Origin of the sequence: Geminocystis sp. CENA526, from assembly GCF_050753365.1 — a bacterium.
GTDB lineage: Bacteria > Cyanobacteriota > Cyanobacteriia > Cyanobacteriales > Cyanobacteriaceae > Geminocystis.
The window spans coordinates 1-13,324 of the sequence record NZ_JBLZFY010000105.1 but is presented as its reverse complement, the minus strand read 5'-3'; the positions used below and the strand labels follow the sequence as shown (position 1 = coordinate 13,324).

8 protein-coding genes are annotated in these 13,324 nt (G+C 35.1%); 6 read left to right on the top strand and 2 right to left on the bottom strand.

Annotated elements, in window-relative coordinates; genetic code table 11:
• Positions 1–644, bottom strand: a 644-nt coding sequence (locus ACN4EE_RS19190; RefSeq protein ID WP_431708098.1) for an RpnC/YadD family protein, incomplete at its 3' end; no start/stop codon positions are given.
• A gap of 338 nt (positions 645–982) precedes the next feature.
• On the opposite strand from ACN4EE_RS19190, the gene ACN4EE_RS19185 reads away from it, so the two are divergent.
• The 6 genes from ACN4EE_RS19185 (at position 983) to ACN4EE_RS19160 (ending at position 6,254) form a co-directional block, all read left to right on the top strand.
• Entirely contained in the window at positions 983–1,795 is an 813-nt protein-coding gene (locus tag ACN4EE_RS19185; RefSeq protein WP_431708097.1) for a DUF1350 family protein, read from the top strand.
• An 82-nt stretch (positions 1,796–1,877) separates the two neighbouring features.
• Complete coding sequence (locus tag ACN4EE_RS19180) at positions 1,878–2,114, top strand: NifU family protein (RefSeq protein ID WP_066120670.1); 237 nt, start codon at positions 1,878–1,880, stop codon at positions 2,112–2,114.
• Positions 2,115–2,259: 145 nt separating this feature from the next.
• Positions 2,260–2,877 carry a Uma2 family endonuclease gene (locus ACN4EE_RS19175; protein ID WP_431708096.1) on the top strand — a complete coding sequence of 206 codons (618 nt, stop codon included), beginning with the start codon at positions 2,260–2,262 and terminating at the stop codon, positions 2,875–2,877.
• Between the two features lies 1 nt (position 2,878).
• Positions 2,879–3,778: a peptide chain release factor N(5)-glutamine methyltransferase gene (gene prmC, locus ACN4EE_RS19170; protein WP_431708095.1), complete on the top strand. Its 900-nt coding sequence runs from the start codon at positions 2,879–2,881 to the stop codon at positions 3,776–3,778.
• A gap of 69 nt (positions 3,779–3,847) precedes the next feature.
• Entirely contained in the window at positions 3,848–5,194 is a 1,347-nt protein-coding gene (glmU, locus tag ACN4EE_RS19165) for a bifunctional UDP-N-acetylglucosamine diphosphorylase/glucosamine-1-phosphate N-acetyltransferase GlmU (protein WP_431708094.1), read from the top strand.
• Positions 5,195–5,333: 139 nt separating this feature from the next.
• Positions 5,334–6,254 carry a DUF6208 family protein gene (locus tag ACN4EE_RS19160; RefSeq protein ID WP_431708093.1) on the top strand — a complete coding sequence of 307 codons (921 nt, stop codon included), beginning with the start codon at positions 5,334–5,336 and terminating at the stop codon, positions 6,252–6,254.
• 292 nt (positions 6,255–6,546) lie between these two features.
• On the opposite strand, the gene ACN4EE_RS19155 is transcribed toward ACN4EE_RS19160, so the two are convergent.
• Positions 6,547–13,215 carry an alpha/beta fold hydrolase gene (locus ACN4EE_RS19155; protein ID WP_431708092.1) on the bottom strand — a complete coding sequence of 2,223 codons (6,669 nt, stop codon included), beginning with the start codon at positions 13,213–13,215 and terminating at the stop codon, positions 6,547–6,549.
• Between the last annotated feature and the right edge of the window lie 109 nt (positions 13,216–13,324).

Sequence of the window (13,324 nt, the reverse complement as noted above, 5' to 3'; positions counted from 1 at the left end):
GTCATCATTAAATCAATGACTTTGTATAAATCGGTTATTTCTTTTCTGTTATAACCTTTTTCGTAAAGTAAACGGGATAGATTCCATTTCCATTGTTCCCTTTCTGATAAATTACTGGTAGTGGCTTTCGTTTTTAAATGTGCCATTACTACGATCGAAAATATATTGTTACTTTGCTCTAATTCCTCCCATGAATAATCTTGTAATTTAATGATCGAAAATTCTAGTTTTAATTTACTTTTTCCTAATCCGTATTCATAAGAATTAGGTCGCCATTTTTTGCTATCATCTCCTAGTATAGCTAAACTAATTACTGGTTTATTATACAGGTCAAAAGCTCGATAATTATAGATAAACATTCTTTGGGGAAATTGTTTATCATATTGACTTTGTACTTCTATATGAATTAATAACCACACTTCTTGATTATCTAATAACCATACCTGAAAAAGTTTATCGGCATGACGAGTTTCTGTTTCGGCAGATGCCGTAATTTGTTCTAATTCTTTATCGAGAGGAATCGGTGTTTTTTCCCAATTAATTTTACTATGAATATCGGGATAAAAGAAGATTAAAAAGGATTCAAAATAATCTCCTATCACCTCTTTCCATGATTCATCATAATTAGCAGTTATTTCTGACATTGAAATAGAGTTTATTTGATTTTATTATACAATTCTAACTTTTTTGTCATGGCTCGATCGAGCAGAGCCGCAGAAGAGCGATCGAGCTTTTGAGATTGCTTCGTTGCCTCGCAATGACAAAATAGGAGGAGTTCGTTTGAGATTGCTTCGTTGCCTCGCAATGACAGAATAGGAGGAGTTCGATTGCCAAAGTTTGCACAGTTCGATCGAACCTCAAAAAATTATTACTTTATTTGGTAACACTGATATTTAATCAATAAATGAATTAAAAACCTTGAGAATAATGTTACTATAAAAATCATAATTATCAATGTACAAATAATAATTTGAAAATGATTATGGAGTGGCAAGAATTTTCTGGTAGTTGGGTTTTAATTCCTAATAATCCTCGTGGTATTATTCATTTTTTAGGTGGTGCTTTTCTCGCTACTGCACCTAATCTTACTTATCGTTGGTTATTAGAAAATTTGGCAAAACAAGGATATATTATTATCGCTACTTCTTTTCTTAATACTTTAGATCATAAATCGATCGCAGTCAATGTTCAAAATCGTTTAGAAAATATCCTTTCTCGTTTAGAAAATCGATTCGGTATAGAATTAAGATGCCTTCCTATTTACGGTTTAGGGCATAGTATGGGCTGTAAGTTACATCTTTTAATCGGCAGTTTATTTGAGGTAGAAAGGGCTGGAAATATTTTTATTTCCTTTAATAATTATCCTTTAAAACAAGCTATTCCTTTCGCTGAAAATATCATTCCATCCCTACAAAGTAACCTTAAAAACTATTGGCAAATAGATACTAATTTAGAGTTTGAATTTACTCCCTGCCCCGAAGAAACTAAAGTTATTGTTAAAGAAAATTACCGCATTCGCCGTAATTTATTAGTTAAATTCAATAACGATTCGATCGATCAAACTACCACATTACAACCTATATTAACCAATTTATTCCCTAATATGGTTTCTACTTTAACCCTACAAGGAAATCATTTAACACCCCTAGGGCAAGATATAGACTGGCAATTAGGAGATATTTTCGACTCCATAGACATCATTGGCAAGTGGTTTAAAGATAATTTTTCGAGAGATTTATATAACCTTCATCGTGAAATTTCCCGTTGGTTAAATCCTGTTAACCTACAAATTTGAGATAACTTTATCCCAGTTCGATCGATTCAAGTCCTAACTAGGTATAATTAACAATATTAGACCTTAGTAATTATGATCAATTATGTCTTTAGCATTAACCAACGAAAACGTAGAACAAGTATTAGACGAATTACGTCCTTACCTCATGGCAGATGGTGGTAATGTGGAATTAGTAGAAATTGACGGACCTACGGTAAAATTAAGATTACAAGGTGCTTGTGGTTCTTGTCCTAGTTCTACTATGACTCTTAGAATGGGAATTGAGCGCCGTTTAAGAGAATATATCCCCGAAATTGCAGAAGTTGAACAGGTTATTTAAACAGAAGTTAGGATTTCAATAGGTTTGTAGGGGTTGAATAATATTCAACCCTTATTCAGTTATAATTAAAATACGGATTTTGTTTTCTAAGTGACATCTGAACTTGATAAAACCCTTATTTTCTTAAATATTATAGGTACAAAATATGACCGTAGAAACTTTTACAAAATCAATTACCTTAGAACAATTTTGGGAAATTTATCCCGATGGTTATGGTCGTTATGAATTATATGATGGAGTAATGGTAGAAATGCAACCCACTGGAACTCATGAACAAATTGCTGGTTTTTTAGCAGGAGAATTTTTTGCACAAATTAGAGAATTTAAAACTTCTTATATTATCCCCCGACAGGCAATTATTAAGCCTATTGATAGTGATAAATCTGGTTATTCTCCTGATGTCATTGTGGTGGATAGTGTCCAGTTAAAAAATGAACCTTTTTGGCAAAAACGATCGACTATTACTGAAGGTAAAAGCGTCAAATTAGTGGTAGAAGTCGTAAGTACAAATTGGCGTGATGATTATGGACATAAATTAGTCGATTATGAAGCGTTAGGCATTGAAGAATATTGGATTGTGGATTATTTAGGATTAGGAGGAAAACGATATATTGGTGAAGAAAAACTGCCGACTATCTCTCTTTATATTTTAGTGGATGGTGAATATAATTTACAACAATTTCGAGATGATAAATTAATTGTTTCTCCTACTTTTCCCGACTTAAAATTAACGGCTAATCAAATTTTTTCTGTTATTAACTGAAATGGTTAATTTTTCCATTCCTAATCAAGTATTGTTTAACTGGTATCAAACAGCTAAAAAAGATTCGATCGAACATAATATTCCTTTATTTGAATTAGAATATTTTTTAACAGAATTAACTACTATTGATAAACTAGATTTAAAACTAAATAGTGTTTTTAAAAATCAAGAAATAAATAGTAAAATATCCCTCGAAGAATTACAAAAATTATGGACATTAAGAGTCGAAAAAAGGTGTCCTATTCAATATTTAATTGGTGAATGTCATTGGCGTAATTTTACTTTGAAAGTAACTCCCGATGTGTTGATTCCTCGCCCCGAAACAGAATTAATTATTGATCGAGCGGTACAATTAACTATAGAATATCCTCAATTTCGATCGGGTAACTGGTTAGATTTAGGCACAGGAAGCGGTGCCATCGCCATTGCTTTGGCAGATGTTTTTCCAGAAGCGACAATTTATGCAGTGGATAAAAGCGAAAAAGCCTTAAAAATTGCCCAAGAAAATGCTCTTAAATTAGGTTTTTTTGACAGAATTAAATTTTATCATGGCTCATGGTTTAACCCTATTAATGAGCTTAAAAATAGCTTTAGCGGTATCATTTCTAATCCTCCCTATATCCCTTCAAAAATGGTATTAGAATTACAGCCTGAAGTAGTGAACCATGAACCGAAAATGGCTTTAGATGGAGGAGAAGATGGCTTAAACGATATTCGAGAATTAATTAATAATGCTCCCAACTACCTAGTGAAAAACGGTTTTTTATTGTTAGAAATAATGGCAGGGCAGGGAAATATAGTTAAAGATTTATTGATAAAAAATGGTCATTATCATCATATTAATATCGATCGAGATTTAGCGAATTTAGATCGATTTTTAAGCGCAAAACTAGACTCTTGAGAAAAAAAATCTATCCCTGTTAGTCCCTCTTAAGATATACTCAAACATGAACGAAAATCAAATCATCTCATGTTAGCAGTCGCAATTCTAGCCGCCGGAAAAGGCACTCGAATGAAATCAAAACTTCCGAAGGTTTTACACCCCCTAGGAAGCAAAAGTCTTGTGGAAAGAGCGATCGAATCTTGTAATACTGTCAAGCCCGATCGAACTCTTGTTATTATTGGTTACGAGGGAGATAAAATCGAAAATGCCATTAATCATTTGCCTGAAGTCGAATTTGTCGAACAAAAAGAGCAATTAGGGACAGGTCACGCTATCATGCAATTAGTTCCCTATTTAGAAGATTTTACAGGAGATTTGATTGTTTTAAATGGTGATGTACCCTTATTGCGCCCCGAAACCATTGAAGAATTAGTCAAAACTCATCAAAAACATAACAATTCTGCTACCCTATTAACGGCGCATTTACCCAAGCCAAAAGGTTATGGTAGGGTTTTCTGCGATGCGAATAATTTAGTTACTCAAATTGTAGAAGATAGAGACTGTAATGACGCACAAAAACAAAATCACCGTATCAATGCCGGGGTTTACTGTTTCCATTGGCAAAGTTTAAAAGAAGCATTGCCTAAATTAACTACTAACAATGATCAACAGGAGTATTATCTCACAGAAGTAGTGGATTTTCTCAATCCTGTCATGGCTTTAGATGTACCTGATCATTCTGAGATTAGCGGTATTAACGATCGATGTCAACTGGCGGTAGCCTATGATATTTTACAAGCAAGGGTAAAAGAAGCATGGATGAAAGCTGGTGTTACCATGATTGATCCTGATAGTATCACCATTGATGAAACTGTACAACTAGGCATGGATGTCACGATCGAACCTCAAACTCACCTCAGAGGAAATACAGTAATTGGTGCAGGATGCAAAATAGGACCGGGTTGTTTGATCGATAATAGTATCATTGAAGATAATAGCACCGTTTTATATTCCGTCATCAGTGATAGTAAAGTATCAACAAATACAAAAATAGGTCCTTATGCTCATTTACGAGGCGGTGTAGAATTAGGGGAAAATTGTCGAGTGGGTAACTTTGTTGAAATTAAAAAAAGTTCGATCGGCAATAAAACCAATATCGCCCACTTATCCTATATAGGAGACGCTACTTTAGGAAATCAAGTCAACATCGGTGCAGGTACTATTACCGCTAATTATGATGGTGTTAATAAACATCCTACCATCATCGGCGATCGAACTAAAACAGGTTCTAATAGTGTCTTTGTAGCTCCTGTCACCATTGGCAAAGATGTTACGGTGGGTGCAGGTTCTGTAATTACCCATGATGTACCAAATGATTCACTTGCCATCGCAAGGGGTAAACAAAGGGTTATTGAGGGATGGAAAAAATCTTAATTAGAGTCTGCTGAAAAAGTCTTTTGATGAAGGTAGGGAAGAGGGAAAAGGGAAAAGGGAAGAGTTTTAAGGATTTTAATAGCTTTCTTATCTTCAAGCAAACTATGTAATATCAATTATTAACATTCCACAAAAAAATATGAGTAAGTCGTCATTTATTCTGGAAATTCCTCTTGCTTTACTATCTTTTATCTTTGCTAAAATCAACAAATTTTTTATCGGAAATTTATATACTTTATATCTAATTTTTAACAAAAAAAAATCTAAACAATGGCGAGTTATTGATAATAATTTAGTTTCTTCCTCCCTCAATTTAGGGGTATTAATGACAAAAGCTCCTCGTTGGAATACCCATGCTATTATTGGTACATTAGGACCTTTTTCTGTAGATAATGAGTTAAGTATTGACTTAAAATCCCCTAACAATTCCTGTAAATCATGGATTGCTATTTTCTATGATTTTCCTAACTATAAAACTATCACCTCGATCGAATCTAATCAAGTTAATTCTCAAGATGAGACTCATTCTATTAATCTCAAAAAAGGAAAATATACTATTGGTTTAAGATACTATAATTATTATGATAAATTAGTCTTACCCGAAGTAAAAGTGGATGGTGAAATTATCACATTAGCTCAAGAAATACCTAATGATAGTAACAATTATTATGAGAGTTTAATTAACCGTAAAAACTTTTATTTTTCAGCGATACACTATTATATTTATACAATTTTTAAGTATCGCAAATATTTACCAGAATCTTTTGTCAAAAATGAGTTTTTACCTGTTGGTGCAACGGATACGGAATTTTTCTATGATTATTTAGACAAAGGAGAATCATTAACTATTGAAGTCGATGAATTTACTTTAAAAACCTATGATATTTATATCACAGTTTACGATCGATGTAGTTTACCGATTAGCTTTTTTCAACTAAGTCAATTAAAACAAAATACCGAAAAGATGACAAGTCAAGGTTATTATCTAATTCGGGTGCGTAGAAATGAAAATTTAGACAATAAATTTGCTGATTTGAAAATTAATTTAACTAAAAATTGATGAATTTGTAAGTTGGGTTAGCGTGATTCGTAAGCCAAAAAAACTCTCAATTACCTCGCAATGATAATAGACTTCTCCAATAATTATTTTTACCCGATTGAAAATGATGATAAACTATATTAATTTAACAATTTCAATATCTAAATTGATTTAATTTTTTATTTCTGGAGATGTCTAATAGGAAGAATGTTTTGTCACGCAAAGACACAAATACCCAAAAATCAGTTAATATCTAAGAGGGGTAAAATTAACACAAAAATTACTCCTTTGCTTTGTCTCCCCCCATGACATTTTATAAAATAGCAGAAGCTACCTCAAACGGTTTTTCCCAATGCAAATTATGCCCTCCTTCTAATACAATTTTTCTTGCTTGAGGCATCGTTAATTGTTGTGCCGCCAAATCCTCCCTACGGTTAAAGTTACTTCGATCGCCGTATATAATAGTTAACGGTAGGGTTAGACTAGATAGTATCTCTAAATATTGTTGACGGGGGATACTATTAACAATACCTGCACGAGTTGTTAACAAAGGAGAGTAAGTAAAAGTTACCCCATTTTCCACTGGTTTAGTGATACGTTGTGCTAATTGTAAAGCAAAATTTTTATCAAGGGAGGGGGTAGTAGTTAATAATCGTTGCGCTACTGTTTCCACATCTGTATAAATAGGCAAAACTGGAGGCGACGTCAGATAGTCTAATTGATTGACAAGGTTAGAAGATGTCGTTTCCACAGGTAAAATAGGCTCAACTAACACTAACTTACTTACCTTTTGAGGGCGCATACTCGCAAAAACACTGCTTATCATTGTACCTAGAGAATGCCCCACTATCATGAAGGGTTTATCCGTGATTTGATTAGTTAAGCTATCTAAATCGGCAACAAAATCTAGTAAATTATAAGAGCAACCTTTAGCTATATGATCAGATTTACCATGCCCTCTTAAATCAGGGGCTACTATATAATAGCCTTTTTGTGCCATCGATCGAGCTACCATATCCCAACCATAACCTTGATCAAGGATACCATGAACGAGAACAATTAAAGGATGATCTGGATTTCCCCAAGTGCAAACACATAAGTTTAAATCTCCCACTTTGATAAATTTTTCTGACATCTCCAGCTCGATCGAGTTTTCGTTACAAGGTAAAGTATAGTTAAAATCATGAGCTAATTTTGTTGTGACAGGATTAAGCAAGAGGGGTAGGTTTACTTTACGCCAATGATTTGCTAGGGTAGCATCTATTGTAGAACGAGAGTGGAAATTAGGATCACCCACCGCCATAGACTCATTGCGCACCCCGTCAGTCATTCTCTTGCCTTGATAGGGATTCAAAACAGACTCAGAAAAAGGCACTTCTAAAAACTCGCACATTTCCCTCATAATCCCTTCAGGATTTGTCACCAAGTCTTCATAAAATACTTGATAAACCCTAGAAGAATCTAATTGTGACGTAAAGTCAACAATATTCTCATTACTTTTGCGCCAAATCGTCTCCCCAATTTCGTAGGGGTTGCCATGATGAGTTAATCCTAGCAGTTTATCCATGCGCAAACGGGCGAAGGATTCGATAACCGAGTAGGGATGACGAATTAAATGGATATATTTAGCATTACTAAACATTTTTTCAGCATGAAGCAGGGTAGCCATTTCTATGCCGTAGGTAGGAGACTTATCGACTAAAAGACGATTGCCACTCAATTCCTGCAAAATTTTGTATAAATCAGCAATAGATAAATTTTCTTCTACCCACTGATTAATTAAAGTCTCGCTTTCCTCGGCGGTGATACCTTTTAAATCCATCAAAGTGCGCTGCAAACCCTCGTCAAGATGAGAGGTTTCTAGTTGTTGTTGTCTTTCCTTGAGGGTAGTAAACGGCAATAAATGTAACTCTGGAGGCGAAACCAGATATGGATTTCCTGCTAACATTACCCTTAATAATGTAGAACCCGATCGAGGACTTGATAAAATAAAAGCTATAGGCTGGGGGTTTACTTTCTCTTTAGCATAGTTGATATTTTCCACCGAAAGGGAAGATAGGGAAGAGGTGGAAGAGGGGGAGGAGAGGGGAGAGGGGGAAGAGAGGGGAGAGGGGGAAGAAGACGAGTTATGAGTAATAGTAAATTCTTGACTCAAATAAGAAGCCAAAGCCGAAATAGTCGGGCGCTCATAAAATTCACGGGGGTATAACATTAACTGTAAGTCTGTCTTTAGGTTGTTAATCGCCTCCATCACCATTAATGAATCCATCCCTAAGTCAATTAAATTATCATCGGGGTTAATATGTCCGTTAAAGTTTAAAATAAGTTCGATCGACTTGGTAAGATAATCAACTAATAGTATCTCTCTTTCTTCCTTATCGGCTTGGGTTAATTCCACAAAAAGATTATTAGGAGTGTTTTCCACAGATTGAGGGATAACATCTTGAATATAGGAAGAAGTTAGTAAATTAGGGAATTTTTGAGCAATTTTTGCCCAATTCATCTTCATTACTCCTAATTGCGTGACGGGATAGTTAATTAATTCTCCTAACAACCCGATACCATCATGGATATTGATTAACTCCATACCCGAAGCCGTCAAAGAATGTTGTTTTGCTTCCGCCATGCCAATATCAAACGCCCCCCAGTTGATAGTTAAACAACTCAGATTTAAACTGTGACGATAACTAGCAAAACTGTCTAAATAACCATTACTTGCACTATAATTTCCTTGTCCTGCCGAACCCAACAAAGAAGCGACAGAAGAAAAGTTGACAAAAAAGTCAACAGAAAAATCAAGGGAGAGTTGATGTAAATGCCAAGCGCCCAATATTTTAGGAGACATTACCATTTCTAATTTATCAACAGAGAGGGTGGTTAAAATACCATCGGCTAAAACTCCAGCACTGTGAATGATACCCTTGAGAGGAGGTAGATTTGTTTTGATATATTCAAAGACTGTCTTTAATTCCTCATAATTAGTGACATCCACTTGAGGGAGATAAAGATTAACTCCTTGTTTTTGCCATGCCTCTAATTGTTTTTGTATTGTTATAGAAGGTTGACGACGAGATAAGAGAATTAAATTTTTTGCCCCTTGACGAATTAACCAATTTGCGCACTGGATTCCCAACGCACCCAACCCCCCACTAATGAGATAACTAGAGGAGGGCTCGATCGAAATTTTCTCGGAGGGGATATTATTAGTTAGACTATCTTTTTGTGTGTGTCGCAAACGAGGGGAGAAGACATTTTTACCTCGAATCGCTAACATCTTTTCACCTTCCCCCCTTACTAAGGGGGGATTAAGGGGGGATTCACTTACAAAGGGGGGATTAAGGGGGGATATAGTGAGTAGAATTTTTTGGAGAATAGAAGACGAGGAGGCAAGGTTATCCATTTCAATATCAATGATACCTCCCCAGTATTCTGAATGTTCTAAGGCGATAACTTTTCCTAACCCCCAGAGGCTTCCCCCTTGAGGATTAATTTTTTCTTGTTGAGTTACCCATTGACTTTGATTAGTTAGTAACCATAATCGAGGTTGTGAGGAAATCATTACCAAACTTTGCAGTAAGTTGATAACAGGAAGACACCCTAAATAGTTACTCTCTTTCAAGTTGATAGTTTCTTTTTCCTCTTGGTTGCCTAAACCCCAACCATAGATAATAGTGAATAGTGAATAGTGAATAGTGGATAGTGAAGAATGAAGATTTGATGAGGAAGAATTGATAATTGAAAGATAATTATTGTTAACTCTCTCCCCTAAGTCTAGGCTTTTATCATTGCTAGTATTAACAAAAGAATTTTCTCTTTGATTTTCCCCATTGTTAAGGAGGATTGAGGAGGGTTTTGAATCCTCAAAATGTTGCCATAATAATTGATAGTCTTCTAATTTATTGCTTAACCAAAAACAATTATTTTCTTGACGATATTCTTCTCCTTGATAGACTAAATAAACTTTGTTTCCTTGATTGATTAAATCTTCGGCTAACTTTTCTGTTAGGGGATTATTGCTAAAAATTAGATAAGTTTGTTGAGAAGAAGAAGTCACAGGAAAACTCGTTACTTTTTCCCATTCTATTTGATATAACAAATCATCGCTTAAGTTAGATGTCAAACTAGAGGAGTTGCTATTTTCTTCTCCTAACCAATAACGACTATTTTGCCAAGGATAATTTGGTAATTGTACTTTTTCTAAAGAGGGGTTATCTTGATGAAAATTACTCCAATTAATTTTAAAGCCTAACTCATATAAAGTAGCTAAACTCTTTAATAAAGTCTGAAAGGGGGAGTCTTTTTCGAGACTAGGTAAATAGATATACTCTCCCTCTAGTAATAAATATTTTGCCATACCCAAGAGGGTTGGCTTTGCCCCAATTTCTAATAAAATTTGATAACCATTGTTTTTTAAATAGGCGATACTGTCAGCAAATTTGACAGGTTTCATCACATGATTAACCCAATATTTTGCAGTAGCGATTTCTTCATTAATTACCTCTCCTGTGACATTAGAAATAAGAGGAAGTTGAGGTAAGTTATAATCAATAGTCTCGGCGATTTCCTTAAATTGAGTCAAAATTGGTTGCATCAAGAAGGAATGAAAACCATGAGACACTGCTAACTTTCTCGATTTGATATTATGTTTCTCTGCTTCAATTATTATTGCTTCTAAAATATGGTTATAACCAGAAATAACAATATTGTTATCTCCATTGATAACAGAAATTTCGACTTGATTGTTATAGGGATTAATTAATTTTTCTACCTTATCTAAAGAGGTAAATAAACACAACATTCCACCATCGAGGGGTAAAGTTTGCATCAGCTTTCCTCGATAAGCAATCAATTTTAAACCATCTTCTAAGCTGAAAACTCCTGCTAAAGTTGCGGCGACATATTCTCCGACACTATGCCCCATTATAATAGATGGTTGAATACCATAACTTAACCATAATTTTGCTAAGGCATATTCGATAACAAATAAGGCTGGTTGAGTATAAATAGTTTGATTTAATAAGTCGGCATTTTCTTCTTGAAATAAAATTTCCGTGAGGGGTTTATCAAGGTATTGATTTAATATTTGCTCACAATAATCGACTATGTTTTTAAAGTAGGAAGAAGTCTTATATAAATCTTCTCCCATTTTACTATATTGTGATCCTTGCCCTGTGCATAAAAAGGCAATTTGATTATTTTCTACTATCTTGTTTTCTTTTACTTTTAATTGAGATAAGATTTCGTCTTTATTTTTGCCGACAAAAGCTAGTTTATATTTTAGGCTCGATCGAGCGATATTAGAGGTATAACAGATATTAGCAAACTCCTCATCTTTTGCCGTTTCTAAGAAATCCCGATAACGAGTCACTAAGTCTGATAATGCCGACTCACTTTGCGCACTAATAGTGAATAGTGAATAGTTAATAGTTAATAGTTGAGAGGGAATAAGGGAATCATTATTAATTCTCCATTCTCCATTCTCCTCATCACCGATTATAACATGGGCATTCGTGCCACCAAAGCCAAAGGAGCTAATTCCTGCAAAGCGAGGTTGTGAAGATTTTTGCCAAGTAATAGATTCTGTCGGAATTTGGATGCGACTATGATTGATATTGATATAGGGGTTAAGGTTTGTAAAGTTAACTAAGGGAGGGATAACTTCATGACGCAAAGCTAACACAGTTTTGATTAATCCTGCGATTCCTGCCGCCGCCTCCAGATGTCCGATATTTGTCTTTGTTGAGCCTACCCACACAGGAGACAATTCTTCATGCTGACGAGATAATAATAACTCACTGAGGGAATTTAGCTCAATAGGATCACCTAATGCTGTGCCAGTGCCGTGCGCTTCGATATAATTAATCTTATCTTCGGTAATTCCTGCTTTTTCCCATGCGGTTTTGACGACTCTTTGTTGCGCTTTACCCGAAGGCGCAGTTAACCCGTTACTTTTTCCATCTTGATTGACAGCAGTGCCGTAAATTACTGCTAAGATGTTATCTCGATCGAGTATAGCTTGATTTAAGGGTTTAAGGATAACAACTCCACAACCTTCTCCTCTCACATAACCATCGGCTTGCGCGCTAAAGGTTTTACATCTTGCATCTTGCGCCATCATTCCTGCCTTTTCAAAGGTTTGTGTTAACTCAGGAGAAAGGATAAGATTCACCCCTCCGACAATGGCTTGACTACACTCACCATTTTTGATGCTATTAACTGCTAAGTCTATAGCAACTAAAGAAGAAGAACAAGCCGTATCAACACTTAAAGATTTTCCTAATAGATTATAACTATAGGATATACGATTAGATGCGATCGAACTAGCGTTACCTGTGCCAGTATAAACATTCACATCCCAAGCATTTTTTACCTGAAGTTGGGCATAATCACTACTACTGATGCCGATAAAAACTCCCGTATCGCTACCATTCAGACTATCAGGAGAAATATTAGCATTTTCGATGGCTTCATGGGTAACTTGTAATAAAATCCTTTGTTGTGGATCAATATTAACAGCTTCCCTAGGAGAAATGTCAAAAAATTGTGGATCAAATTGGTCATAATTATCGATATAACCTCCACTATATTTTATATTAGCTCTCTGGCTCGATCGAACTGCAGACTTACCCTGTTGTAATAATTGCCAAAACTCATCACAATTATTAGCTTGAGGAAAACGACACGCCATACCAACGATAGCAATTTTTTCCGTTAACTGTGTTGATTTTTTTTCTGTTATACCTTCCTCCTCACTATTTTTTTCCCTGACTAGATAGTAAGATAACTCCGCAATATTGGGGTAATCGTAAATGAGAGTGGGAGACAAACGACAATCTAGCCAGTCTTCCAACTCTCCTGTTAACCTAACCGCTTGTAAAGAATCTAACCCATAGTTAATAAAAGGTTGATAGATGTCAACTTGGGAAGCCTTAACCCCAATGCGTTGGGCGATATTTTCTTTTAACCAATTCTGAATTTTCAATACTGAATGAGAAATGGAGAAAGAAGAATCAGAGGGAATTGATATTTTTTAATCCTCCTCTCAACTCTCTTCCCCCTCTCCCCCCACTCGTCTTAGGTAGGATCTTTTT

What these genes read in the sequence shown, in the direction of transcription:
- ACN4EE_RS19185 (WP_431708097.1), top strand. Translation starts at nt 983, where the DNA reads ATGGAGTGGCAAGAATTTTCTGGTAGTTGGGTTTTAATTCCTAATAAT.
- ACN4EE_RS19180 (WP_066120670.1), top strand. Translation starts at nt 1,878, where the DNA reads ATGTCTTTAGCATTAACCAACGAAAACGTAGAACAAGTATTAGACGAA.
- ACN4EE_RS19175 (WP_431708096.1), top strand. Translation starts at nt 2,260, where the DNA reads ATGACCGTAGAAACTTTTACAAAATCAATTACCTTAGAACAATTTTGG.
- prmC (WP_431708095.1), top strand. Translation starts at nt 2,879, where the DNA reads ATGGTTAATTTTTCCATTCCTAATCAAGTATTGTTTAACTGGTATCAA.
- glmU (WP_431708094.1), top strand. Translation starts at nt 3,848, where the DNA reads ATGTTAGCAGTCGCAATTCTAGCCGCCGGAAAAGGCACTCGAATGAAA.
- ACN4EE_RS19160 (WP_431708093.1), top strand. Translation starts at nt 5,334, where the DNA reads ATGAGTAAGTCGTCATTTATTCTGGAAATTCCTCTTGCTTTACTATCT.